We start from the raw sequence: 26,618 nt of genomic DNA on the forward strand, positions 1-26,618 counted from the left end.
CGTCGATGCAGTCGTGAGACACGGATGCGCCTCACGCCTGTCTAGCGGTTCAAGGCGCCCGGTGGCGACGCGCCTCGATGATGTTGGGCAACTGCGACAGGCGCCCGAGCAGACGACCAAGTGCGTCCAACCCCGGAATTTCCACGGTCAGCGACATCGATGCCGTATTGTCTTCCTTGTTCGAATGGGTGTTGACCGCCAGCACGTTGAGCTTCTCGTTGAGCAGCATCTGGGTCACGTCGCGCAGCAGACCGGAGCGGTCGTAGGCGCGAATGATGATGTCCACCGGATAGGTCTGTACCGGCACCGGCCCCCAACTGACCTGAATGATCCGTTCCGGCTCGCGTGCTCCCAATTGCAACACCGCCGCGCAGTCCTGACGGTGGATGCTGACACCACGCCCCAGGGTGATGTAACCGACGATGGGATCGCCCGGCAGCGGCTGGCAGCAGCCGGCCATCTGCGTCAGCAGGTTGCCGACTCCCTGAATCTGGATATCGCCGCGCTTGCCCGGTTTGAAACCTTGCGCCTTGCGTGGAATCAGCTCGAGCTGCTCGTTTCCGCGCTCGGGCTCGACCAGTTGCTGCGCCAGGTTGACCAGTTGCGCCAGGCGCAAGTCGCCGGCACCGAGGGACGCGAACATATCCTCGGCGGTGCGCAGATTGGCCTTCTCGGCGAGCTTGTCGAAATCCACCGGCGGCAATGCCACCCGCGCCAGTTCCCGTTCGAGCATCGCCTTGCCGGCCGCGACGTTCTGGTCGCGATCCTGCAGCTTGAACCAGTGAACGATCTTCGCCCGAGCCCGCGAGGTGGTGATGTAACCCAGGTTGGAGTTCAGCCAGTCGCGGCTCGGCGTGCCCTGTTTGCTGGTGATGATCTCCACCTGCTCGCCGGTTTGCAGACTGTAGGTAAGCGGCACGATGCGGCCGTTGATCTTGGCGCCACGGCAGTTATGGCCGATCTCGGTGTGCACGCGGTAGGCGAAATCCAGCGGCGTGGCCCCCTTGGGCAGGTCGATGGCATGACCGTCGGGCGTGAATACATAGACCCGATCCGGTTCGATATCGACGCGCAGCTGCTCGGCCAGCCCACCGATATCGCCCAATTCCTCGTGCCATTCCAGCACCTGACGCAGCCAGGAAATCTTTTCCTCGTAATGGCTGGAGCCGGATTTGACGTCGGTTCCCTTGTAGCGCCAGTGGGCGCAGACGCCGAGTTCGGCCTCTTCGTGCATGTTGGAAGTACGAATCTGTACCTCCAGTACCTTGCCTTCAGGCCCCAATACGGCTGTATGCAGGGAGCGGTAGCCGTTTTCCTTGGGGTTGGCGATGTAGTCGTCGAATTCCTTGGGAATGTGCCGCCACAGCGTGTGCACGATACCCAGCGCGGTGTAGCAATCGCGCACCGCCGGCACCAGCACACGTACCGCGCGCACGTCATAGATCTGGCTGAACTGCAGGCCTTTGCGCTGCATCTTGCGCCAGATCGAATAGATATGTTTCGCCCGGCCGCTGATATCGGCCTTGATGCCGGTGGCTTCCAGCTCCTCGCGCAGTTGCTCCATCACTTCATTGATGTAGTGCTCGCGATCCAGCCGGCGCTCGTGCAACAGGTTGGCAATCTGCTTGTATTGCTCGGGCTCGAGGTAGCGGAAGGACAGATCCTCCAGCTCCCATTTGATATGACCGATGCCCAGACGGTGGGCCAGAGGCGCGTAAATGTCGAAGACTTCGCGGGCGACACGCTGGCGACGCTCCTCGTCGGTGTCCTTCACCGCGCGGATCGCGCAGGTACGCTCGGCCAGCTTGATCAGCGCGACACGCACATCGTCGACCATGGCGACCAGCATTTTGCGCAGGTTATCGACCTGGGCCTGGGAGCCAAGCACCATGGACTCGCCACGTGGATTCAGACTGGCGCTGATGGCTGCCATGCGCAGCACACCTTCGATCAGCTTGGCTACGACCGGGCCGAAACGCTGACGGACGTCAGCCAGAGGAATCTTGCCTTCACGTACGCCGCGGTAGATGACCGCGGCGACCAGGGAATCCTGATCGAGCTTGAGGTCGGCAAGGATCTCGGCGATCTCGAGCCCGGCACTGAAACTGGATGCACCTTCAGTCCACAGATTCTGCGCCGCGTTGGCCTGCTGTTCGGCCGCTCGGGCGAATTCGCAGGCGTCGCGCAGGGCATCGTGATCGAGTGCGGGGTCGACACTCGTTACGTGCTCCAGCCAGGCCTCGAGATTGATACTGCCATCATCGTTGATGGGCTGGTGCAGCCTAACCTGAACCATCTTGCTTACCTTCCCTACCGCGGGGCGTGCCCCGCTGAATGTCGCCAGACTTCTGCGAGCCGGTCGGTTTGACCACATCGGCGCAATCCCTATGCACCACTGCACTTATTATCCATCTACATCCTGGAACCTGGCGAGCCGGCCGATGTGGCAATGCTCAGCAGACTCCGAACAGGATCTTAACGTTCGAACAGCGCCATCGCTTCGACATGCGCCGTTTGCGGAAACATGTCCAGAATACCGGCTTTTTTCAATCGATAACCCTGTTGCAACAATTCGCCACTGTCCCGCGCCAGGGTCGTCGGATTGCACGATACATAGACCAGACGATTGGCCCCGAGACTGGCTATCTGCTGAACCACCTGCAGCGCACCATCGCGCGGCGGATCGAGCACAATGGCATCGAAACCACCCACGGCCCAGCCTGCCTCAGCCAGCGGCTTGGACAGGTCAGCCTGATAAAAGTGCGCATTGGCCAGGTCGTTGTCCCGAGCATTGCCTGCCGCGCGCTCGACCATGGCTTGCACACCTTCCACGGCGATCACTTCACGTGCTTGCCGGGCCAGTGGCAACGCGAAGTTGCCCAGGCCGCAGAACAGATCGAGCACCCGCTCGTCGCTACGCGGCGCCAACCACTGCAAGGCCTGGGCCACCATCGACTCGTTGACGGCGGCATTCACCTGCACGAAGTCGCCAGGTCGATAGGCCAACTGCAGGTTCCAGGTGTCCAGGCGGTAGCCCAGCTGCTGCGCGGCGCCTACCGGTTGCGGTTCACCCTCGCCCTGCAGCCACAGCTGAGCGCGATGCACCGAGCAGAATGCCTGCAAGCGAGCCAGATCCACTTCGCCCAAGGTGTCGGTGTGACGCACCAGCACGGCGCTGGCGGTGCCCTGGAACAGCTCGACATGGCCAATCGCACGTGGCGCCTGCAGGCCACTCAGCAGCGCCGGCAAGGCGCGCAGGATCGGCTGCAGCGGCTCGACCAGCACAGGGCAATCACTAATGGCGACGATGTCCTGGCTGGCCGCGGCGCGAAAGCCGACTTCCAGACGCTTGTTGCGCATATCCCAGCGCACGGCGATGCGGGCGCGGCGGCGATAGGCGAACTCGGGGCTGGTCAGCGGCTCGGCCCAGGCGTCGGGCTGCAACCCGGCCAGGCGCTCGAGTTGGTCGGCGAGCATCCGCTGTTTCAAAGCGAGTTGCTCACCGTGCGGCATGTGCTGCACGCTGCAGCCACCACAGACGCGGGCGTGCACGCATGGCTCGTCACGTCTGCCGGGGCTGGCCTGGAACACACGTTCGGTACGCGCTTCCACCACCTGACTACGGGCGCCGAGCACGCGGGCTTCGACCTCCTCGCCGGGCAGCGCGCCGCTGACGAACCAGGTACGGCCTTCGATGAAGGCGATGCCACGGCCATCGTTGGCCAGGCGCTCGACCTTCAGGCGCTGCTTCTTGCCCACCGGCACCTGAGCCGCACGCGTGCCGCCACTGGGCTGGAAGCGCAAGCCGCCGTTCTTGCGGGCCATCAGTTCTCCGTGGCGTCGTACACGCCAGTGGACAGATAGCGGTCGCCGCGATCACAGATGATGGCGACCAGCACCGCATTTTCCAACTCCTGGGACAGGCGCAGCATGGCCGCGACAGCGCCGCCGGAGGACACGCCACAGAAGATGCCTTCTTCGCGCGCCATACGCCGCATCACGTCTTCGGCCTCGGCCTGCGCCATGTCGACGATGCGATCGACGCGCTCGGCTTCGAAGATCTTGGGCAGGTATTCTTCCGGCCAGCGACGAATACCGGGAATCGCCGAACCTTCCATCGGTTGCAGGCCGATGATCTGCACGCCGGGATTCTGCTCCTTGAGGTAACGCGACACACCCATGATGGTGCCGGTGGTACCCATGGAACTGATGAAATGGGTGATCTGCCCGTCCGTCTGGCGCCAGATTTCCGGGCCGGTGCTGGTGTAGTGGGCAACCGGATTGTCGCCGTTGGCGAACTGGTCGAGTACTTTGCCACGCCCCTCGGCCTGCATGGCCAGGGCCAGATCACGGGCGCCCTCCATGCCCTCCTCCTTGCTCACCAGGATCAGCTCGGCACCGTAGGCGGTCATCGCTGCCTTGCGCTCGGCACTGGAGTTGTCCGGCATGATCAGGATCATCTTGTAACCCTTGATCGCCGCAGCCATCGCCAGGGCGATACCGGTGTTGCCCGAGGTCGCCTCGATCAGCGTGTCGCCGGGCGCGATATCACCGCGCAGTTCGGCACGGGCGATCATCGACAGCGCCGGACGATCCTTCACCGAACCGGCCGGATTGTTGCCTTCGAGCTTTACCAGCAAGGTATTGCTGGTCGCGCCAGGCAAGCGTTGCAAGCGAACCAGGGGCGTGTTGCCGACGCATTCGGCGATCGTAGGGTATTGCGGGGTCATAGCGTCGATCGAGTCCAGACGGCTGCAGGGGGCGGCCATGATACCGGCAAAACGGCGCGAGCCCTACTACCGACTGCACGAGTTCACGTTCTGCCCAGGCGCCTCATCAGCCGTCGCGGAGCCCTTGCTACCAGCTTTCCAGCGTCAGCAAGCTAGGCCTGCGAACAAGCCGATCTAAGCTGATAACGGATTGATCTAGGGCCTGTTAACGCCGTGTGACACCGGCAATCACCGGAGTGCCACTGACCGGGTCACGCATCAGCGTGCAACGCACGTCATACAGTTCCTCGACCAGCGCCGGCGTGACGATATCGGCCGGGGCGCCCTCGGCGACGATACACCCCGCCTTCATCGCCACCAGGTAATCGGCGTAGCGGCAGGCGCTGGACAGGTCATGCACCACCATGATCACGGTCTTGCCGACCGAGGCCAGATCGCGAATCAGCTCGAAGACCTCGATCTGGTGGCCGAGATCCAGGGCCGAGGTCGGCTCGTCGAGCAGCAACAGCGGCGTCTGCTGGGCCACCGCCATGGCGATCCAGGCACGCTGGCGCTGACCGCCGGACATCGACTCCAGCGGGCGCTCGGCCAGTGACTGCAGATCGGCCACGCGCAACGCTTCCTCGACGATGGCCTGATCTTCTGCCGACCACTGGCGCAGCAGGCTCTGATGCGGCTGCCGGCCGAAGCGGATCAGTTCGGATACGGTCAGGCCGTCGGGCGCGGTGGCGTCCTGGGGCAGCAGCGCCAGTTGCCGTGCCACTTGCTTGGACGGCAGGCTGCCGATGGCTCGACCATTGAGCAGCACCGCACCTGCGGTCGGTTTGTGCAGGCGCGACAGCCCGGCCAGCAGGGTCGACTTGCCGCAACCATTGGGACCGACGATAGCAGTGACCTGCCCAGGCGGAATGCGCAGCGACAACCCTTCGATAATCGCCGCATGGGGATAACCCAGGCTCAGGTTCTCGGCGTGCAGGGTGACCTCGGCCTCGGGCCGGGTGGCGAACAGGTTGGAGGTGGTCATCGGCTCATATCCACAGCGGCCGCCAGGTTCGGGCAGCCTTTCATGTCAGTCTGCGCGACGGCTGGCGCAACAGGATCCACAGCAAGTAGGGCCCGCCGACCACGGCAGTGATCACCCCGACGGGAATTTCGATGGGTGCCAGCCAGGTACGCCCGACCCAGTCGGCGCTGGTCATCAGCAGCGCGCCAGCGAGGGCCGAACACAGCACGGGTACGCCACGATGGCCGCTCAGGTAACGGGCCATCTCCGGTGCGGCGAGCGCGACCAGGCCTACCGGGCCGGCCACCGCCACGGCAAGCGCGGTAAGCAGTACCGTGGTGATCAGGGTCAGCAGACGCATGGCCTTGAGTCGCACACCGAGGCCTACGGCCACGCTGTCGGAAAAGCGCATCAGTTCCAGGCGCTGAGCCAGGTACTTGACCAGCGGCAGGCACAGGATCAAGCCGATGCCCAACAGCCAGATGGCCAGCGCCGGCCGCGCGTTGAGGCTGCCGACCGTCCAGGGATAGGCCACGTTGGCGGCATCGATATCGGCGCGCGCCAGCATCAGGTTGGTCAGCGCGCCGAACACCGCGCCAACGGCGATACCGACTACGATAAAACGATAGCCGCGGGCACCGGCACCGGCACTCAAGCCGAAAGCCAGCACGGCCGCGGTGGTTGCACCGGTCAGCGCCAGCGCGGAAGGCGCCAGGGTCGTGGGTACCGCGACGATGGAGGCCACGGCGAAGGCGGTAGCGCCGTCGTCGATACCTATCACTCCCGGTGTGGCCAGGCGGTTACGCGCCAGGGTCTGCAGCAGGCAGCCACCAATGCCGAACGCCGCACCGGTCAGCAGTCCGGCGATCAGACGCTGTAGGCGCAACTCCTGCACCAGAAACACATGCATCGGCTCGCCCTGCCCGAAAGCAGCCGCCAGCGCCGTCCACGGGGACAAGCCGGCAGCACCGGATGCCAGGCTGATGCCGACAATGATCAAGATTGCGCCAAACAGCCCCAGCGCAGCAAAAACACCGCGCCGATTCAACAACACGCGCAACGAACCGAACGCCAGCAGCCAATAACCGCTCGGTGCCTTAGGCAGCGAGGAAACCGGGCTATTCATAGGGTCGGCAGCCTGTGGCTGCGCACCACGGCGATCAGCACCGGTGCGCCGATCAGTGCGGTCACCACGCCAATCGGCAGTTCATAGGGACTGACCAGCAGGCGCGAAAGGATGTCGGCGAACAGGATGATGCTCGGCCCGAGCAGCAACGACAGGCCGATGGTACGGCGAATGTCCGGCCCCACCAGGCGCCGGGCCACGAAAGGCACCACCAGGCCGACAAAGGCGATCGGCCCCGCCGCCGCCGTTGCCGTGCCGACCAGCACGGCGACCCCGAGCAGCGCACCGAGGCGCGTGAGCGCCGGGTGATGACCCAGCCCGGTGGCCATTTTCTCGCCCAGGGCCAGGGCCGACAACGGCCGGATCAGCGGCAGCAGGATCGCCAGACCGAGCAGCAGGCCCGGCGTACTCCAGGTCAGCACGTCCTGCGGTCTGCCGGCCAGCGCACCGATGATCCAGAAGCGGATTTCGTCGGCGCTGCGCTGATCGTGCAGCAGGATCAGCGTGCTGATGGCGGTGAGAATCCCGGAGAACGCCGCGCCGGCCAGCACCAGGCGCACCGGATCGTCACCGACACCGCGCACCTGGGTGACCAGCAACACCAGCAGGCAACCGACCATGGCGCCGCCGATAGCCACGCCGAGATTCAGGGTCGCCGCACTGGCGCCGAGGCTGATCGCCAGCACCACGGCAAAGGATGCTCCGGCACTGACACCGAGCAGGCCCGGCTCGGCCAGCGGGTTGCGCGTGGCCGACTGCAGCACCACCCCCGCCGCGCCCAGGGCCACACCCGCCAGCACGCCCAGCAGGGTACGTGGCAGGCGCAGTTCGAAGAGCACGAAACGGGCCTCGCCATCGGCCGTCGCAAACAGTGCCTGCGCACTGCGCAGGACACCGACCTCGCCTGCACCGATCAGCAGGCTGGCCAGGCACAGGGCCAGCAGCAGGCCGACACAGAGCGCCAATGCCCGCGACAGCGACAGGCGCGCGCCCTTCCCCGCTGCAATCATTGACCGGTCAAGGCCTTCTCCACGTCATCGAGGATGACCTGCGCGGCCAACGGACCGCTGCCGCTGCTCCAGATCTGCCCGTCGACGCTGACGGCATGGCCACTGCTGACCGCTTTCAGGCGCGCGAAGGCCGGTTGCTGACGGGCCTGCTCCAGCGCCTTGGCGCCATCGGGGTTGAGGGTGGCGAGGAACAGCCAGTCGCCATCGATGCGCGACAGGTTCTCCAGGCTCAGGGCATCGCTATGGGGTTTCGTGGTCAACGCCTCGGCCATCGCCGTGCTCTTGAAACCGAGCTGCGCCAGCAACTGGCCGACGAACAGGTGGCTGGACATCACGCCCGGGCCCTGGGGATTCCAGCGCACCACCGACGCCACCTGGCCCGGCTCGACCTTGCCCTTGAGGGCGTCGATGCGCTGGTCGATGGCGGCAATCGCGGCCTTGGCCTCGGCGCCCTTGCCCAGGGCCTGGCCATAGAGCTCGACGTTGACACGCCAGTCCTGGAACGAATTGCCCTTGGGCACGATGGTCGGCGCCATCAGGCTGAGTTTCTGGTACTGATCCTTGTCCAGCTCCGGCGACGCCAGGATCAGATCGGGTTGCAGGGCGAACACCGACTCCAGGTTGGTTTCACGGGCGGTACCGACCACTCGAATGGCCCCGGCCTTGTCCTTGAGATAGGCGGACACGTCATTGCCGCCCCGGGTGGCGACGCTGCCCAGAGGCTGCACGCCGAGGGACAGGGCGACGTCCAGCGGATTCTCGCCCAGGGTGATCACCCGCTGCGGCGTCCCCTGCAGCTCGACCTCGCCAAAGGCGGTATCGATCGTGCGCGACTCGGCGACGGCCAGCCCCAACGGCGCCAGGCTGATCAGACCGGCAACGGCCAGCGTGCGCGCCAGGCGGCGGGTGCAAGTGGAAATCGTGAAATTCATGAGCATATCCTTCTCTACCTATGAGCAAATGCCGGCCAACAAGCCGGCGCAATCAGCTCCGCCCCATCGCCCACGGGCTGAGTGGCCCTGTCACGACAAAAGCGGATTTTCGCATGTTCCCCATCAGGGCTGCACGCTCGTCATTTGTTACCGGACACTGCGATTACAGCAGCAGCGCCAAGCTCAGCGGCACGGGCAGCCCCGCCAGGTTCAGCGCCAGACGCGGTCGGTACGGCAGCAGCAAGGCGACCAGCAGGCCGCCCAGCGAGGCCAGGCCGCACCAGGCCACCGATCCCATCGCCCAGCCCCAGGCCTGCGCGCTGGCGCAGAAACCGAGCGCCAGCGCCAGCCATCCGCCGATGCGCAAGGCGCGCAGCAAATGTGCCGGCGGCGCCTTGGCCCCGATCTGTTTGTAATGACGGGCCAGGCCCAGGCACAGCAGCGCCATGCCGCTATAGTTCAGGGTCAGCGCCAGGGCGAGCATGATCATCCGTTCACCTGCGCCACGCGCGGGGTTTCCAGCCCCCTCTGCCGGCTCTCGCCAGCCGAACGCGACACGCGCCAGGCGCAACCGGCCAGGGCCGCGCCCAGGCCGAGCACCGCGAGGTCGAGCCAGAAACGCATGCCATCGCCGGCCAGCAGATCCAGCCAGGGCGAAGCGCCGAACGCATCCAGCAGCGGCAGGGCGGCGCACAACAGCGCCGCCGCGATCAGTTGCTCACGCCAGGCCTGTAGCGGCGCTCGCCACAATGCATGGGGCAAGCTCAGCAGCCATACGGCGAAGAACACCCGCACCTCCCAATCGGCACGACCGATCAGCTCGGCCGGTACCAGGCGATTGGCCCACAGCAGGGCCACGCAAGCCAGGCCCAGACCCGCCACACAGGATACATTCAGCGCCTCGATCAACCGGTAGGTCGCCGGGCTCAGTTCCTGCTGCCGACGCCGGCGCTTGACGGTGAACAGCACCAGCCCGGTGGCGATCATCGCGCAACTGGCCAGCCCGCAGAGGAAATACAGCCAGCGCATCGGGTAGCCGCCGAACTGGGCGAAATGCAGGCCGGCCATGACCCGCTGGGTCAGCACGCTGGCACGCGAAGGGGGTGGCGCCTGTATCAACTCGCCGGTCACGCCATTGAACAGCATGCGTTCGCCCTTGGTCAGCTCGATACGATTGCCCAGCACCGGGCTGACCGCCACCTGGGCATCGGCTCGGCCAGGATTGCTGATACTCAGCGAACCCAGCGCGCCCTTGCCGTAATGAGCCTCGCCCGCGGCGATGAAGTGCCCGATGGGCAGCATCGGCACGGCAGTCACCGGAGCACGCTCGGCGCCGCCCTCGCCCCGGCCACGCCCTTCGCCCCTGGCCTCGCCACGCTGCTGGAAGCCCATATCGGCGAACAGCGCCTGGCGGTCGTCCTGGTAGAGCGCCTGTACCCCGGCCGGCATATAGACGAGGTAGAAGATCGCCAGGCCGGTGTAGGTGATCATCAGGTGGAAGGGCAGCACCAGCACGGCACTGGCGTTGTGCGCATCGAGCCAGGAGCGGGCGCCCTTGGCCGGGCGGAAGGTGAAGAACTCCTTGAAGAACTTCTTGTGGATGACGATGCCGCTGACGAGGGTCGCCAACATCGCCATGGCCGCCAGCCCGACCACCCAGATCCCCAGGTTGCGCGGCATGTTGAGGGTGAAGTGGAAGCGGAAGAAGAAGTTGCCCCCCGCCGTCTCGCGCGGCTGCAAGGTTTCGCCGGTAAGCGGGTCGAGCACCTGTCCGCCACCCCGTCGCCCCTCGCCACTGGATACCTGCAGGCCCGGCGAACGCTCACTGGGCAGGCCGATGTTCCAGGTTCGCGCCTGCGGCGCCGTCTCGCCCAGGTAGGCCAACGCGACTTGCGCCGCCTGCGCCTGATCGACCCCGGCGGCACGCCGCTCGGGCTGCATCCAGTAGCCGATTTCCTTGTCGAACACCGCCAGGGTTCCGGTGAGGAAAATGGCGAACAGCAGCCAGCCGAAGATCAGCCCGGCCCAGGTGTGCAGCCAGGCCATCGATTGGGTAAGGGTCTGCGCTTTCATCCGTTCAGGCTCCAGCCCATGGCCAAAAGCCGATAGCCGCCAACGGCAGCGCCACGCCCATGCCCGCCCAGGCGCGCCAGGCACTGGCCGCGCCGAAGGCCCAGAGGATGGCCAGGGTATAGATGGCGAACGACAGCAGGCTGGCGACGATCAGCGCATCGACCTTGGCCAGCGGCAACAGCCGGGCCAACGCAGCGTTGAAGGCGTAGGCCACGGCATAGCCGCCGAGAACCGCCGCGAGAATGCGCAGCACCACGGCTCGCCATGCCCCCGTGGGAGCGGAAGATTTTCTAGCGGCCATCGGCGGTATCCTTGTTATCGTTATCGTTCGGTACGGCGCCCGCAGCGCTGCGCAGGGCCTCGAAGAGCGAGACCGGCAACATCGGGCCATGACTGAGATCGGCGAACTCGCGATAGCTCACCTGCATGCCGGGATAGGCCGCCAGCCGCTCGGCCATGCGCGCAGCCGCATCTTCCGGCACGGCGGCGACGGCCTTGCGCCTGGCGGCGGTCGCTGCATCGTCCTTGGCGCGCGGACGTTCGCCCAGGCCTCTCAGCAGCACCAGCCGTACAGCTTCGGCCGGCGCGCTGAAGGCTTTCTCTTCGTCGAGGATGAAACCGTCCTGCCACCAGATCGACGGATCGGCGACGATATAGTTCTGAAACGCTTGTGGTCGGGTGAACAGGCAGTGCAGCGCCAGCAAGCCGCCATAGGAATGCCCCCACAGGCTCTGTCGCTGCGGGTCGATGGGAGCGCGCGCCTCGACCTGCGGCTTGATCTTCTGCTGCAACAGATCGAGGAACAGCTCCGCCCCGCCGCCCCGGCGTTCACGGGCGAGGTCATCGATCACCGGCTTTCCACCCGGTAGCGGCGGCGTGTAGTCGTAGGCACGGGCGGTGACATCGAAACGCAGCTCGGTGGCATAGCCGACGAAGACCAGCAGCGGCGGCCCACGCTCATCCAGATCCGCCAGTTGCTGTTCCTCCAGGGCGCCCAGGGCGGCATTGCCGTCGAGCAGGTAAATCACCGGATATCCGCTAGCCGGCGCCGCGCGTTTCGGCGTGGCGATCCAGATACGGTACTGGCGCTGGCCGTCCAGGGAGGCCATCTCCAGGGTTTCGAAACGGTAGAAGGCCGAACCGCGGTCGGCCACGGTCGGCTCCAGCGGCTCGGAAAGGTCGGGCCGGGCAAACGCCGGGCCGGCGCACAGCAGCGCCATCAGACAGAGGCAACACAGGGAACGAAGCATGATGCCCACCCAGGACGATTGCGAAGGTATACGCAGAAACCGCAGGCCCTGCCCGCGGTTTCCTTGCAGCACAGTGCGTCCATCACTCAGAAGTCGATCGTCAGCCCCACATTCAGGCGGCGACCGTCCAGAACCACGTCGTAGTCGGAGTTGGTGACTTCCTTGTTGGTCACGTTGTACAGGCCGGCCTTGACATCCACGCTCTCGGTCAGCTTGTACACCGCCCCCACGTCGACGAAGCCATAACCCGGCGTACTATCGCTCATGCTGGTGCGGCTCAGGTAGTCGGAGGTACGGCTGCGGTAGTTGTACTGGGTCCAGAGGTTGAGCCGGTTGCTCGCCGCCCAGTCCAGGTTGGCATTGAACATGTGCCGGGGCTGCTTGTTCAGTGGCTCGCCCTTGAACTCCCCGGTTTTCTGCTCGGATTCGGTGAAGGTGTAGCTGGTGCTCAGTTGCAGGTCCGATGTGAAATCGTAATCCAGCGTCAGCTCGACCCCCTGCATCACGGCCTCGTCGATGTTCTTGGTCGTGCTGAGGAAGTAGAAGGTGTTGCCGCCAAAGACACAGCTGTAATTGGCCACGTCGTTATTGTTCGCGGCACCAGTGCTGGTGCAGTAACGATCTTCCGCGAGCTTGTCCTTGAAGATGGTGTGGAAGACCATCAGGCTGGCTCCCAGGCCGACAGATGGATCGTTGTAGACGAAGCCCACCTCGTAGTTGGTGCTGGTTTCCGGATCGAGATCGGCGTTGCCGATGCTCAAGGCGCGTGGCAGGGGTTGGCCGGTGGTGCTCACGTTCGGCGAGCCACCGCCCCCTGTACGCCCACCGAAGCCCTCCGTGGATTGGCTCAGGGTCGGCTGCCGGTAACCGGTGGACACACCGCCCTTGAGGGTGAGGGTCGGCATCAACTGGTAAACGCCGTAAATCCGCGGCGACAGATGCGCCCCGAAGAACTCGTCATCGTTGTAGCGCAGGCCGGTGGTCACCGACAGATCGTCGGTAATCGCCCAATCCACCTCGGTGAATACTGCCGCGATCCAGCGATCCGCCTTCCTCACCCCGCCTGGGATGTTGTCGTTGAACAGGACGTTCTGTCCGTTCACGAACTCCTCCTCCTTGTACTGGCCACCGAAGGTAACGGTGTGCGAGCCCCAGAAGTAGGTGCCTTGCGTGTTGAACAGGTTGATCGTTTCTTCCATGGGAAGATCCTGCACCCGCTCGGAGTAATCGCGCTGCAGATAGCTGTTGATCAGCAGGTCGCCATAGTTGCCATCGTGCGACAGCGTCCATATTTCCTTGTCGAAGCGGCTGGTCGATGCCGTGCCTGCGGGAGCGGTCGCCGTCACTGGCGTGCTTTTGCCCGCGGTATGCGTGGTTTCCTGAGTCGTGTCGCGATAACCCAGCGAGATGCGATCGCTCTCGGTCGGGGTCAGGCTGAACTCCAGGCCGGCATTCTTGCGTTTGGTTTCGGGATTACTTTCCGAGCTTTCGCTGCCACCAACGAAATCGCTTTCGTCGACGCCGGTGTAGGCGCCGTTGACCTGCAGGCTCAAAAGACCGGGGATCAGCGCACCGCCTGCATAGATTTCGGTATGCGCTTCGTCGTTGCTGATGTCATTCAGAGATGAGGTGTATTCGGTACGAACGGTGCCGTGCCATTCATCCGTGGCTCGGCGCGTGATGATATTGATCACACCGCCCATGGCCTCGGAACCATACAGGGATGACATGGGGCCGCGAATGACCTCGATCCGCTCGATCATGGCCAGGGGCGGCAGGGAAACCTGCTGCTTGCCGGCACTGGTACCATTGGTTTGAACCGCGCGACCGGCAGAAACCGGACGGCCATCCACCAGCACCAGGGTGTAGTCGCTGGTCATGCCGCGGATGCTGATGTCCTGTGAGTTACCACCACCGGTCACGTAGACACCCGGAATGTTTTTTACCGCATCGATCACGCTGGTGTAGGACTGCTTCTCCAGCTCTTCGCGGGACACCACGGAAATACTGGCCGGCGCATCGGCAATGTTCTGCTCGAAGCCGGCAGCACTGACCACCCTGACGCTGTCCAGCTCGAGGGGATCGGTGTCAGTAGCGGCCTGTGCAACGGTGTGCAGGGAAGCACTACCCAGAACCAGCAGGGCAGCACTGATCGGGTTCATGGAAAACCTTTTCGAAGTCATGGCGCACTCTCATTATCGTGTCGTGTTGGCATGGCGGGGGCAGACTGCCGACGAAGATGATATGCATACTCAAATGAGAGTAAATTTCATTTACATTCTATACACTTTGTTCCTGCAGCACGGCGGCCGGTAGCAGCAGATGCATTTGCAGACCGCTCCCGGGCGGGCTTTGCGCCCACAGACGGCCGCCCTGCAAGGCGATGGCGCTACGGGCTATGCTCAAGCCGAGACCAAAACCGCCATCGCCGGGGCGAGCACTGTCCAGACGCGCGAAGGGTTCGAAGATGGTCTCCAGGTAGCGGGCATCGATGCCCGGCCCGTCATCGACCAGGCGAAGGTGCCAGTTCTCCCCTTCCAGCTCTCCCAGCAAACGTACGCTGCCGTCGGCTGGTGAATGGCGGATGGCGTTGCGCAGCAGGTTCTCCAGGGCCTGGGCGAGGCTGGTCAGGTTGGCGGCGACCAGGCAGCTTTCATCCACCTGGAACAGCAACTGGTCGCTCGACCAGCCCGTCTCGAAACAGGCGTCCTCGACCAGCATGTCCCAGAGCTGCACCAGGCGGATCGGTTCGCGGGCGAACTGCGGGCGCTCGGAATCCAGCCAGGCCAGCTCCAGGGAGTTTTCCACCAGGCGCTGCATGATGGTGATTTCCCGATCCAGGCGCTGGCACAACGCTTGCGGATCGCTTTCCCCGTCAGCGGCGACTCGCAGGCGGCTCAGCGGGGTGCGCAGTTCGTGGGACAGGTCGCGCAGCAGGCGCCGCTGGTAGGCAACGGTACCCTGCAAACGTTCGGCCATATGGTCGAAAGCGCGCCCCAGTTCGCCGAGCTCATCCTTGCGCGCAGCCACGGGGGGCCCGACACGGGCGCTCAGGTCTCCTGCGCTCAGGGCGTTGGCCTGGCGACGCAGAATCACCAGGGGTGCGATGAACAGGCGGTACAGCAGAACCCCAAGCAAAAAGGCGAGTGAAGCCGGCAGCACCTTCTGCAGGAAAAACTCCCAAACCGGCTTGTAGTAACGCGGATCCAGCCGCGGTGGCAGCTCCATCACCAGGCGAATGTGGCTGTCGCTGAATGGCACATAGAAGGTCGGCCGCCCACCTGGCCGCCCGACTTTCCAGTCGAGGCTGCGCACGAAATCCAGGCGCAGCCCCTCCGCTGCGGTCAGGGGCTGGGAAGACAGCGACTGGTGATGGTCGTTGACCACCACGGCCCAGACCTGCTCGCGTTCACGCAGTTGCAGAAGGAAATCATCCAGCCCCGCCGTGCCTCGCTCCTTCCAGGCGACCTCAGCCTCCCGGGCGAACTCGGTGAGCGCGCGCCGGCCGGATTCGGACAAGGTGGACATCGAGTCGTAAACACGCTTGTCCAGATCCACGTGCAGGCTGACGATCAGCAGGCAGAACAGCGCCAGCCCGACGACCAGCTTCCAGAACAGCGAATGCCGGCCCGGCATCTCAGGATTCCCGGCCGGTGAGTACGTAGCCTTTGCCCCAGACCGACTCCAGGCGCGTGCTGGCGTAAGCGATATTCTTCAGTTTGCGGCGCACGTTGCTGACGTGCATGTCCAGGCTGCGATCATGCTGGGCATAACCACGGTGCAACACGTGCTGATAGAGGAAGGCCTTGCTCAGCACCTCTTCGGCATGCCGGGAAAAGGTTTCCAGCAGGCGGTACTCGGTAGGTGTCAGCAAGGCCCAGTGGCCGTCATGACAGACGTCGGAACGATCTTCGTCAAAGGTCAACGTACCCTCCTGCAAGGGTGGTTGCTCACGCCGCTCGTACGCCACGCGACGCAGGATCGCCTCGATACGCACACTGAGTTCACCGAGGCTGAACGGCTTGGGCAGGTAATCATCGGCGCCCTTGCTGAACCCGGCGATGCGATCCTGCTCGGCGCCCAGCGCAGACATCAGGATCACCGGTACATGGCGTCGCTCACGCAGACGCTGCAATACATCCAGGCCATTGCTGCCGGGCAGCAGGATGTCCATCAGAATCAGGTCGAAATCCTGTTCCTGAGCCAGGCGTAGCCCTTCACTGCCATCGCGGCTGACGGTGACGTCGAAACCACAACCCTGCAGATGGGCATGCAGATGGGACGCGAGAGCCGGGTCGTCTTCGACCGCAAGAATACGAATGGCGCTGTTGGCTGGGGACGACATAACAAGCGGACTCTGAAAGCAAATGTGAACGATTCTACCTATTAGTGGCATGTCCGGTAAGCAGCCAAACGCCAGACAAGCGTCTGCGCAGCGGAATCGCTACACTGCCTGGCATCGTTGAAAGGGGACGTCGCGTGTTCAAGGATATCGGCATCAAGGGCCGGGTACTGATGCTTACCCTGCTGCCTACCAGCCTGCTGGCGCTGGTACTGGGTGGCTACTTCATCTGGATGCAACTCTCCGGGCTGCAGGCGCAACTGTTGCAGCGTGGCCACATGATCGCCGAGCAACTGGCCCCCCTGGCGGCGCCTGCCCTGCTGCACGGTAACAAGTCGCTGCTGCAGCGCATCGCCACCGAAGCTCTGGAACAGCCGGATGTACGCGCAGTGAGTTTTCTCGCCATGCAGAACGACCGCCTTGCTCATGCCGGTCCAAGCATGCTCAACGAGCGGCCGACCGTCGACAGCGACACCGTGGATGTCGCCCAGCACAGCAGCCAGGACGCGACCCGTTTTCTGCTGCCGGTAATGGCCCAGCACCTGACCTTGAGCGAAGAAGAACAGTTCAGCTCGGGCACCGGCCCGATCGGCTGGGTGGAGCTGGAGCTGTCGCACCACAACACGCTGCTCAGCGGCTACCGCAGTTTGCTGACCAGCCTGCTATTGGTGGTGACCGGGTTGATCATCACCGGGTTGCTGGCCTTGCGCATGAGCCGCAGCATCAACGACCCGCTGCTGCGCATCAAGCACGGTGTCGCCCTGCTCAAGGACGGCCACCTGGAAACCCGTCTGCCACCGCTGGGCAGCCATGAGCTGGACGAACTCGCCTCGGGCATCAACCGCATGGCCGAGTCATTGCAGAACGCCCAGGAAGAAATGCAGCACAGCATCGACCAGGTCACCGAGGATCTGCGGCAGAATCTGGAGACCATCGAGATCCAGAACATCGAACTGGATTTCGCCCGCAAGGAAGCCCTGGAAGCGAGCCGCATCAAGTCGGAGTTCCTGGCCAACATGAGCCACGAGATTCGCACCCCGCTCAACGGCATTCTCGGGTTCACCAACCTGCTGCAGAAAAGCGAGCTGAGCCCGCGCCAGCAGGATTACCTGGGCACCATCGAAAAATCCGCCGACAGTCTGCTGGGCATCATCAACGAGGTACTCGACTTCTCCAAGATCGAGGCCGGCAAGCTGGTGCTGGAGAACATTCCGTTCAACCTGCGTGACGTACTTCAGGACACCCTGACCATCCTTGCGCCCTCTGCCCATGAAAAGCAGCTGGAGCTGCTCTCGCTGGTCTACCGCGATACGCCGGTGTCGCTGTCTGGCGACCCGCTGCGTCTCAAGCAGGTGCTCACCAACCTGGTCAGCAATGCGATCAAGTTCACCCGCGAAGGCAGCATCGTCATCCGCGCCATGCTCGAGGAAGAGACGGCGGATCGCGCCCAGTTGCGCATCAGCGTTCGCGACACCGGCATCGGCCTGGCCGAAGAAGACCTGCGCGCACTGTTCCAGGCATTCAGCCAGGCCGACAATTCGATGTCCCGCCAGGCCGGCGGCACCGGCCTTGGCCTGGTAATTTCCAAGCGCCTGATCGAGCAGATGGGCGGCGAAATCGGCGTGGACAGCACGCCGGGCGAAGGCTCCGAATTCTGGGTCAGCCTGAGCCTGCCCAAGGCCCGCAGCGATGCTGAAGATCAGCCCCGCGCGCTCTCGGGGCGTCGGGCCGCGATTCTCGAAGCCCATGAACTGGCCTGCCAGGCGCTGCAGCATCAGCTGGAAGACTGCGGACTGCAGGTCAGCGTATTCAGCGACCTGAACGCATTGTGCGAAGCCGCCAGCACGGCCAGTCGTTCTGCGCAGCCATTCAACTGCGCCGTGCTCGGTGTAACGGCCAGCCATCTACCACCAGAGCAACTCGGCAAGCGCATCTGGGATCTCGAACACCTGGGCTGCAAAACCGTGGTGCTCTGCCCGACCACCGAGCAAGCGCAATACCAGGACTGCGTGCCCGACTGGCATAGCCAGCTGCAGGCCAAGCCCGCCTGCACGCGCAAGCTGCAACGCACACTGACCGAGCTGATCGTTCCAAAGCAGATACGCCAGCAGGTGCGACACAGTACAACGCGCTCGCCGGCCATCCTGTGCGTTGACGACAATGCCGCCAACCTGCTGCTGGTGCAAACCCTGCTCGACAGCATGGGTGCCCAGGTCACGATCGCCAGCAGCGGCTTCGACGCCCTGGCGATCACCCGGGAGCAGGATTTCGATCTGGTGTTCATGGATGTGCAAATGCCGGGTATGGATGGCCGGCAGACCACCGAAGCCATCCGCCAGTGGGAACACGACAGCGCCCGCACACCAATGCCCATCGTCGCCCTGACCGCCCACGCCCTGGCCAACGAAAAACGTACCTTGCTGCAGAGCGGCATGGACGACTACCTGACCAAACCGATCAGCGAACGGCAGCTGGCCCAAGTCGTACTCAAATGGACAGGTCTGGCGCTGCAAGGCGCCAATCAGGATCACCCGGCCAGCACAGAACTGCCCACCGCCGTACTGGATAACGAGGAAGGCCTGCGTCTGGCAGCCGGCAAGGCCGACCTGGCCGCCGACATGCTGAGCATGCTGCTGGCCGGGTTGCCCAGTGACCTCCAGGCAGTCCGCCAGGCGCGCGCCGATGGCGACCGCAATGCCCTGATCGAGCGCATCCACCGCCTGCATGGCGCTACCCGCTACTGTGGCGTGCCGCAACTGCGCGCCGCTTGCCAGCACAGCGAGACTCAGCTCAAGCAGGATCAGCCACTCCACAGCAGCGGGCTCGATGAACTCGAACAGGCGATAGAGCGCCTGGATCAGCTGGCACGCAGTGGCCCGGCACACACGATGGGCTAGTGTCGCGACAACGGTCATATGTCGGCCAGGGTGGTCGATGTGACCAAGGCGGCGAACGGGGTATCGTAATGTGGGATGGCAGCCATGTGGCGTAAGCGGACGGTCGTAGGATGGGTGAAACCCATCGGAAATTGATGGGTTTCACCCATCCTACGGGCTGGTGGATGAAAAGAGCGTCATCCACCCTACGGGGTGAGCGTCCGCTCCCGCCTTTGAGCGACCACTCAGCCCAATCGATCGGATACGACATTTGATGTGTGACGCTACACTAGGGTCTGTTGACGTTTCAACGCGAACCGCGTTGCCGCGAGAAATCTCGCCGGCCGGGCGGCGATCCGCTAGGTGGAGGACGCAGGGAATGGACTAGCCGTCCGCGCTTTCCCTTGCCTAGTCCTCCAACAACGCATGGCGAGATTTCTCGCGCAACCCGAAGGGCCGGGCTGCAAAGGGAACAGCCCTAATGTCTGACAACCTGTGCCCGCATGTGCCTGATGCGAAAAGAGGCGGTTATCGGCGGACGCATGCCATGCCGCTCGACCAGTTCGGCCGCCATGCCGTGGCCAACGAACACCATCTCCTGCAGCTCCGAAAAATGGCTACTGCGCTTGAGGTAGCCCAGCAAACCATCAAGAACCGCGAACGCGGAAAGGCCAACCGCCCCTTCGCTGGAAAGCTCACCGCCAGTCCAGGCCTGTTCGCCGTGCCATGCAGGCAGATCCATCGGCATCGGACGACCATCGATAACCTGAAACTGCGGCACGAGTACGAGCGTTCCGTCACTCGCCTCCAGGGACGACTCACTGGAGAACACGTCATCCTCGATGCGAACGACAACACGTCGTAAACCTTGCGGCAGGTTGTACAGATCGGCGTTGGCCGCTACCAGGATGGTGAAGGTACTGGTGCCATCATGCAGACGCAGCAACTGCATTGCTCTGTCAGTGCTGCTGGAGGTTTCGGGTCTGCCTGCCGTGCCGTCACCGAGTACCAGGCCGACCAATGCAGCCGAGCAGAACAGCAGGAGAAAACAGCGGGTGCAGGTCATGTTCACGATCCTGACGGAAACGAGCGGCGACCCGACCCGGCATCGGGCCGCCTCTCGAATTTACCTGGCGGCCGACACCAGCCGGCCGAAAGCCTTGTCCAGATTGGCATCGGCCTTGATCAGGCGCTGACGCCATTCTCCCATCTGGTTCTCGTCCGCCCCCAGGCGCTTCTGGGCCTGTGCCAGCATGCGCTTGACCTCGCTCGGCTGCGGCCCACCCGTCCCCTTGCGGGTCTGCACCATGGTGCGTGGCGACAAGGTCGCACGGAACGCGGTCTCGCTCAGAGGCAGACGCTGCTCCTTCCATTGGTACTTCTGTGCAGCCTTGGTATAGAGCGCTTGCGCGTCGGCGTAAGGGAAGTTCTTGGGCAGTAGCCCCTGCTCGCGGGCTTGGCCGACGATCAGCGAGGCGAAACTGTGGCCGATGCGGAACGGTACCCTGTGTTCACGCTCGAGGGTGTCGGCCAGCTCCATCGAGGTCGTCCAGTCGGCATCCAGTTCCTCCATGGCGCGCTCAGGATTGATCACCAGGGCATCCAGCACCATATCCAGGCGCTCGAACATATCGATGGCGGACTTGAACAGCCCCAAATCATCGAAGGCCGCCTTGTAGTCGGTCATGCCGGTGGTAACGTTATGCGCGCGGATGGTGGTGGCGCCGGCCAGGCCGACCACATCGGAAGCCGATTCGCGGGTACGCATCAACAGTCCGGGGTTACGTTTCTGCGGCATGGCGCTGCTGGTATAGGTCGACCCTTCGTCAAGCAGCAGCCAGGGGCGTGTCTGGTGGTATTGAGTATGGATGTCGCCGATCAGGGCACCGACACGAATAGCCGAAGACGAGGCGATACCAGCAGCCTCCAGCGGGATGTCGTAGGTCGATACCTGGCTGGCATCCAGTGAGTTCTCGCGTACGCCATCGAATCCCAGCAGCGCGGCCAATCGCTCGCGGTTGAGCGGCCAGCCGGAGTTGGCCAGCACCGCCGTCCCCATCGGGCTGAGATTGAGGCGCGCATAGAGTTCACGAATACGTTGGGCATCGCGCTCGAAGGCGGCCTCGAAAGCCAGCAGGTAATGGGCATAGCTGATCGGCATGGCCTGCACGCCATTGGTATAAGCCGGGATCAGGGTGTCGACATTGTCCCCGGCAATCTTCAGCAGGCGAGCGCGGGAAGCGTTCAGCGCATCGCCATAGTCCAGCACCTGGGCACGCAGGACAGCCAGGCGGTAGGTTGCATACATGTCCTGGCGACTGCGCCCGGAATGGATCAGCGAAGCCTCCGGGCCGATCTTGTCGATCATGATCTGTTCGAGTTGCAGCACATCGCTCGGGCGCTTGCCATCGGGTTGGCCAGCCTGGTCGATCACGTGCTGTACCCCGCCAGCGATACGCCGGCCCTGCTGCGCGGAAACGATGCCTTCCTCGCTGAGCATGACGATGGACGCCTTGTTGATGCGGTTCAACCAGGAAAACTGGCTTTCGTAGGCACCGCCCTTGAGTGCGGATTTGTCCACCGTAGCCCCGATCTTGCGGGCCTGCTCCGCGCACTCTGCAGTCGTCCGACAAGGTACCTCGGCAGTATTGGCCGCCTGTGCGCCATAGGAGATGAACAGGGCATAGGCAACGGCCAGGTGAAGCAGTGTCTTTCTTGTTCTCATTGTTTTTCAGTTCCGCTCGAAATCGTGGGTGGCTCGACCGTTCGAGAACGGACGTGACCACTGGATGCTAGCGGCAACTCAAAGAGATATGAAATATATTAAAAATATCAAATCAATACATTAAAAGTACCAACAGGATAAATGCTCACACTGATTTATCGAGCGCCGCCACACTCACCATGCCCGGCCAGGGCATTACTGATGGCCGGATCCAACGCCTTCAACACCATACTTTAAAGATATTGAATTTCTATTTTCAAGATATTTTATCTAAGCAAAAACGGCTGATAGGATCGTCCCCATAACTCCAATCAATCAGGCCGACTCACGCTTCCTGCAAAGGTGGGTACGGCTAGTAGCGCGACATCCGTCGAATTACCTGGATGCCGCTCTGCGCTCTCTGCCGAGGTGGGATATGCCGTACTATGTTTTCTGGCCCCTGGGTTCCTCTATCAACTGGCCCGACTTCCGCAGAGTGGCAATCTTTGCCAGCGTCCTGCTCGCCACCCTCTTCCACACGACACTCGCCACGGCTACCCAGCAGACTCTACGTCTGGGGCAAGCAAAACCTTATGACTTCGTCACCTTTGCCAATGCCGATCTGCAGCAAGCAGTGCCGGCCACGCGAGCAGTGGTGCTGATCCACGGGGTACGCCGCAATGCCGACGACTACTACCAGAACGGCCTGAATCTGCTGAAAAAGGCTGGTCTGAGCTCGACCGACACCCTGCTGCTGTCTCTCAACTTCCTCACCGATACCGACCCGCGCGCGGGGGCGGACATGCCCTTGTGGGCACGTGACAAATGGATGCACGGCATCGATTCGGAGAAAGGTCGACCTGGTATCGCCGGCTTCTCGGTGCTCGACGACCTGCTCATCCACCTGGCCGACCGCAAGCGCTTTCCCGGCATGCAGGAAATCGTCCTGATCGGCCACTCCGCTGGCGGCCAGCTCATGCAGCGCTACAGCATCCTCGGCGATGGCGACGAGCGCCTGGCCGGCAGCGGCATCAGCGTCCGCTACGTCGTGTCCAGCCCGTCGTCCTATGTCTATTTCGAGAACAGCCGCCTGCAGGACGGAACCTTCCAGCCGGTGCACACCATCATGTGCCCGAGCTTCAGCCGCTATCGCTACGGCCTGGACAGGGCGCCCTTCTACCTGACGCGCCAGGGCCTCGACACCGAGCAGCTGTTTCGCCGTTATGCCGCACGCGACGTGACCTACATGGTCGGCGAACGGGATAACAACCCGCGTGATCGCATCATGGATCGTACCTGTGGCGCCAGCATGCAGGGCTCTAACCGGGTCGAGCGCCAACTCAATTACCTGCGCTACGAAGCCTTCCTGTCCAGCAAATGGGGGGTGCCTATCCATCATCGGCAATTTCAGGTCGCCGGCATCGGCCACAACGTTGCCCGTTTGTTCGCCACAGAAACCGCCGCCAACGGAATATTCCCGACGCACTGATACACCGTCTGCCCACCCACAAAAATAAAAATGAGCTTGCCATGACTCGGATATCTCTCAACGCCCCCGCGCGTCGGGTGCTGCACCCATGCAACCTGACCTTGCTGGCCGCCGCCATATTCACCGTCCAGGCCCAGGCCGAAACCCTGCCCTCCGCCGGCTCGCTGTTCGACAACAACCGCGACAGCCTGCGCCCGGCAGAAAGGCCCCAGGACATGCCACGCGGCAGCGTGCGTATCGAACCCCAGGACGACCGCCCCCAGGTGACACCAGGCGCAGCCGAACAGACGGCCAGGTTCAGGGTCACCGCCTTCAAACTGACCGGTAACCGCGAGATCAGCGAGTCCCGTCTGCTGCAGGAACTGCAGGGGCACACCGGCCGCGAGCTGAACCTGGCCGAACTGCGCGAGGCGGCGGCACGTATCACCGAGCTGTACCGCAGCCGCGGCTATCTGGTGGCCCGTGCCTACCTGCCGCCCCAGGAAATCAATGAAGGCGTGGTCACCATCGGCGTGCAGGAAGGCAAGGTCGGCACGGTGCGCGCCGAACCCGAACCCGGCGTGCGCCTGCGGCCCGGCATGCAGCAGCGTTTCGTCGATGCCATCCCGAGCGGCAGCATAATCCGCGAAGCCGATCTGGAACGCGTGCTGCTGCGCCTGTCGGATATCGCCGGTGTCTCGGTTCGTGCCGTGCTGCAACCTTCACGCGAACCGGGCGCGGCCGACATCGTCCTCAAACTCAGCGAGATAACCGCCTGGACCGGTCGCGTCAGCTTCGACAACCACGGCAACTATTACACCGGCACCAACCGGGTCACCAACAACATCAGCCTCAACGATGCCCTCGGTTTCGGCGAAAGCCTGTTCTTCAACGGCCAGAACAGCTTCGAGGGGCTGGAAATCCGTGGCCTGGGCTATCGCCAACCGCTGGGCGCCAGCGGCGTCACGCTGGGTGCCAGCTATGCGGAGATGGAATATGCAATCGGCAAGAGCCTGAAGACCGCCGATGCCAGCGGCACCGCCATCGTCTCCTCGGTGTTTCTCGACAGTTCGCTGCTACGTAGCCGCGACGCCAACATTTCGTTCAACCTGGCCGAGGAGCACCGCCACTTCGAGGATGAGGCAGGCGCCTTTGCGGTGAAGAAATCGGCGGTGTTTCGCGGCGCCACTCTTTATGGCGACTGGCGCGACGACTGGGCCGGCAGCAACCGCTGGAGCCTCGCCTACGGCATCGGCAAGCTGAACAAGGACACACCGATCGATGCCGCCCTCGACCAACTGACGGCCAATGCCGCCGGCACCTATCGTAAGGCCTCGGTATCGTTCAGCCGCCTGCAGGAACTGGGCGGCGGCTACTCGCTGTTCGCTTCGTTGAACGGCCAGTGGGCCAATAAAAATCTCGATGCCTCGGAAAAATTCAGCCTGGGCGGCCCCAACGGCGTACGAGCCTACCCGGTCGGCGAAGCCGCCGGCGACGAAGGCCTGCTCGGGCGCCTGGAACTGCGCAAATACCTGGGCCATTACCACGGTGCCATCGCCGAAGGCACCTTGTTCGCCGACGGTGGCCGGGTACGGGTGAACAAGAATCCCTGGGACGCCAGCGAGAACCATCTGACCCGCTACGGCTATGGCGCCGGCCTCAATGTCTATCACCGCGACCTGGTGATGAATGCCAGCCTGGCCTTCTCCCCGGGCGACGACCCGACCAGTGACGAGCGCGACTCCAAGCGTTTCTGGCTATCGGTCACCGGCTCGCCGCAGGCCTTCGCCGGCTTGGCCAAGGATCTCGGTACGCGCGAGGACTTCCGCGACAAGACTACCGAACTGACCCTCTATGGATCGCTCGGCCTGGTGCCCGAGTACATCGACCGCCGCGACTCCACCCGCGCATCCCCGGCCGACCAGAGCAAGCTGGCCACCGCCAACGGACGCAACATGTCCAGCTACTGGCGTGCGCGCGATAACGTCTCCTACGTCGGCGCGCGTGCGGGCATTCCCATCAACGACGCCACACGTGTGCTGTGGCAGTTGGAATACGGCATCTCGGTAAACTACACCCTGGGCGGCGACGAAAGCGCACCGCTATCGATCTCGCCCAACACCCGCCTGCGCAACTCGGCGGTCGCCCTGGACGACGACCGCTACGGCACCCTGCTCTATGGCGTATGGGACATGCCACTCAAGGAAAGCACCACCAGCCTCGACCCCTTCTTCGGCAAGACCAGTGCGGCCTACTACAACATCATCGGCTCCCCCGGCTTCAACAGCAGCCTGGCCAGTACCGTATCCGGCCCGGCCAGCACTGCCGACAGCAGCGTAGGCTCGGACGGCGCATTCAACCGCCGTCAGTCCGGCATGGTCGCCTGGTGGTCACCGCAGTGGTACGGGCTGAGCGTCAAGCTGGCCTACTCCAACAACGGCATGAAAGCCGCTGAAGACGTCGACACCGGCTACATCTACGGCGGTAGCGTCAATTACCAAAATGGTGGTTTCACCGCCGTCGCCGCAGCCGAACGTCACGTCAACTACTTCGGTATCGCCAACCTCGGCCGCAACGCCCGCGGCGTGGGCAGCAACACCCACGTCACCGATGGCACCTCGTCGAACGACTACAGCTTCCGCCTGGGCCTGGGCTACCGTTTCGGCAATACCCAGCTGTCACTGATCGCCGACGAGCTCTATTACTCCGAGGACGACGTGATCAACAACAGCGTCAGCTTCAGCGACCTTTCCGAATATCGCCGCCGCGCCTACATGCTCGGCGTCAGTCATCGCATCGGTGCCTGGCGCCTGCGTGCCAGCTACGCCCGTGCTCTGCCCGGCGAGTGCTCGATGATTTCCGCCAGCGGTATCGAATGCGACACAAGCGGCATGGGCGCCCGCCAGTACGCCCTCGGCGTCGGCTACCGCTTCAACCGTAACACCGAGGTCTTCGCCCATTACGTTCTGCTCAAGAACGAGTCGTTGGCCAACTATAACTTCGCCGTGGCTGGCGCCTACGCCGCCAGCGGCTTCGCCCCGGGTGTCGGTACCACCATCAACGCCATCGGTACTGGTTTCAACTATTCGTTCTGAGGAGATGAC

The 26,618-nt window shown here is 63.5% G+C and carries 19 protein-coding genes; 3 read left to right on the forward strand and 16 right to left on the reverse strand.

What is annotated here, in order from left to right:
• Positions 1-49: 49 nt before the first annotated feature.
• The 14 genes from relA to DNK06_RS16830 form a co-directional block, all read right to left on the reverse strand.
• Positions 50-2,296 carry a GTP diphosphokinase gene (gene relA, locus DNK06_RS16765; protein WP_131181137.1) on the reverse strand — a complete coding sequence of 749 codons (2,247 nt, stop codon included), beginning with the start codon at positions 2,294-2,296 and terminating at the stop codon, positions 50-52.
• 179 nt (positions 2,297-2,475) lie between these two features.
• The gene (rlmD, locus tag DNK06_RS16770; protein ID WP_131181138.1) at positions 2,476-3,825 is read right to left on the reverse strand and encodes a 23S rRNA (uracil(1939)-C(5))-methyltransferase RlmD; all 1,350 of its coding nucleotides are present in this window, start codon (positions 3,823-3,825) and stop codon (positions 2,476-2,478) included.
• Positions 3,825-4,730, reverse strand: coding sequence for a cysteine synthase CysM (gene cysM / locus DNK06_RS16775; RefSeq protein ID WP_165493653.1), 906 nt, complete (start codon positions 4,728-4,730; stop codon positions 3,825-3,827). The genes rlmD and cysM overlap by 1 nt, the downstream gene beginning before the upstream one ends.
• A 205-nt stretch (positions 4,731-4,935) precedes the next feature.
• A complete protein-coding gene (locus tag DNK06_RS16780) occupies positions 4,936-5,754 on the reverse strand; it encodes an ABC transporter ATP-binding protein (protein WP_131181140.1) in 819 nt (272 codons plus the stop codon).
• Between the two features lie 40 nt (positions 5,755-5,794).
• Positions 5,795-6,859 carry a FecCD family ABC transporter permease gene (locus DNK06_RS16785; RefSeq protein ID WP_131181141.1) on the reverse strand — a complete coding sequence of 355 codons (1,065 nt, stop codon included), beginning with the start codon at positions 6,857-6,859 and terminating at the stop codon, positions 5,795-5,797.
• Positions 6,856-7,869, reverse strand: a complete 1,014-nt coding sequence (locus DNK06_RS16790; protein WP_131181142.1) for a FecCD family ABC transporter permease — start codon at positions 7,867-7,869, stop codon at positions 6,856-6,858. Before DNK06_RS16790 ends, DNK06_RS16785 begins: the two co-directional genes overlap by 4 nt.
• Positions 7,866-8,801 (reverse strand): ABC transporter substrate-binding protein, encoded by a 936-nt coding sequence (locus DNK06_RS16795; protein WP_131181143.1) that lies wholly within the window; start codon positions 8,799-8,801, stop codon positions 7,866-7,868. Before DNK06_RS16795 ends, DNK06_RS16790 begins: the two co-directional genes overlap by 4 nt.
• A 163-nt stretch (positions 8,802-8,964) precedes the next feature.
• Entirely contained in the window at positions 8,965-9,291 is a 327-nt protein-coding gene (locus tag DNK06_RS16800) for a DUF3325 domain-containing protein (RefSeq protein ID WP_242674686.1), read from the reverse strand.
• On the reverse strand, positions 9,288-10,874 hold the full coding sequence (locus DNK06_RS16805; RefSeq protein WP_131181144.1) for a PepSY-associated TM helix domain-containing protein: 1,587 nt from the start codon (positions 10,872-10,874) through the stop codon (positions 9,288-9,290). The genes DNK06_RS16800 and DNK06_RS16805 overlap by 4 nt, the downstream gene beginning before the upstream one ends.
• A 4-nt stretch (positions 10,875-10,878) precedes the next feature.
• Positions 10,879-11,175, reverse strand: a complete 297-nt coding sequence (locus DNK06_RS16810) for an iron transporter (RefSeq protein ID WP_131181145.1) — start codon at positions 11,173-11,175, stop codon at positions 10,879-10,881.
• On the reverse strand, positions 11,165-12,124 hold the full coding sequence (locus DNK06_RS16815) for an alpha/beta hydrolase (protein ID WP_242674685.1): 960 nt from the start codon (positions 12,122-12,124) through the stop codon (positions 11,165-11,167). Before DNK06_RS16815 ends, DNK06_RS16810 begins: the two co-directional genes overlap by 11 nt.
• Positions 12,125-12,210: 86 nt before the next feature.
• The gene (locus tag DNK06_RS16820; protein WP_131181146.1) at positions 12,211-14,307 is read right to left on the reverse strand and encodes a TonB-dependent receptor domain-containing protein; all 2,097 of its coding nucleotides are present in this window, start codon (positions 14,305-14,307) and stop codon (positions 12,211-12,213) included.
• Positions 14,308-14,404: 97 nt separating this feature from the next.
• Positions 14,405-15,760 (reverse strand): sensor histidine kinase, encoded by a 1,356-nt coding sequence (locus tag DNK06_RS16825; protein ID WP_131181147.1) that lies wholly within the window; start codon positions 15,758-15,760, stop codon positions 14,405-14,407.
• A 1-nt stretch (position 15,761) separates the two neighbouring features.
• Positions 15,762-16,469, reverse strand: a complete 708-nt coding sequence (locus DNK06_RS16830; protein ID WP_131181148.1) for a response regulator transcription factor — start codon at positions 16,467-16,469, stop codon at positions 15,762-15,764.
• A 134-nt stretch (positions 16,470-16,603) separates the two neighbouring features.
• Here DNK06_RS16830 and DNK06_RS16835 point away from each other — a divergent pair, with 134 nt between their 5' ends.
• Positions 16,604-19,363, forward strand: a complete 2,760-nt coding sequence (locus DNK06_RS16835) for an ATP-binding protein (RefSeq protein WP_131181149.1) — start codon at positions 16,604-16,606, stop codon at positions 19,361-19,363.
• Between the two features lie 457 nt (positions 19,364-19,820).
• On the opposite strand, the gene DNK06_RS16840 is transcribed toward DNK06_RS16835, so the two are convergent.
• Positions 19,821-20,408: a hypothetical protein gene (locus DNK06_RS16840; RefSeq protein WP_131181150.1), complete on the reverse strand. Its 588-nt coding sequence runs from the start codon at positions 20,406-20,408 to the stop codon at positions 19,821-19,823.
• Between the two features lie 60 nt (positions 20,409-20,468).
• The gene (locus tag DNK06_RS16845; RefSeq protein ID WP_131181151.1) at positions 20,469-22,067 is read right to left on the reverse strand and encodes an argininosuccinate lyase; all 1,599 of its coding nucleotides are present in this window, start codon (positions 22,065-22,067) and stop codon (positions 20,469-20,471) included.
• Positions 22,068-22,482: 415 nt separating this feature from the next.
• Between DNK06_RS16845 and DNK06_RS16850 the strand changes: the two genes are divergently transcribed.
• Together DNK06_RS16850 and DNK06_RS16855 are read left to right on the forward strand one after the other, a co-directional pair.
• The gene (locus DNK06_RS16850) at positions 22,483-23,535 is read left to right on the forward strand and encodes an alpha/beta fold hydrolase (RefSeq protein ID WP_242674684.1); all 1,053 of its coding nucleotides are present in this window, start codon (positions 22,483-22,485) and stop codon (positions 23,533-23,535) included.
• A gap of 41 nt (positions 23,536-23,576) precedes the next feature.
• Positions 23,577-26,609, forward strand: a complete 3,033-nt coding sequence (locus DNK06_RS16855; RefSeq protein ID WP_131181152.1) for a porin — start codon at positions 23,577-23,579, stop codon at positions 26,607-26,609.
• Positions 26,610-26,618 lie beyond the last annotated feature (9 nt).

Origin of the sequence: Phytopseudomonas daroniae (assembly GCF_004327285.1) — a bacterium.
In the GTDB taxonomy this organism is placed as follows: Bacteria; Pseudomonadota; Gammaproteobacteria; order Pseudomonadales; family Pseudomonadaceae; genus Aquipseudomonas; species Aquipseudomonas daroniae.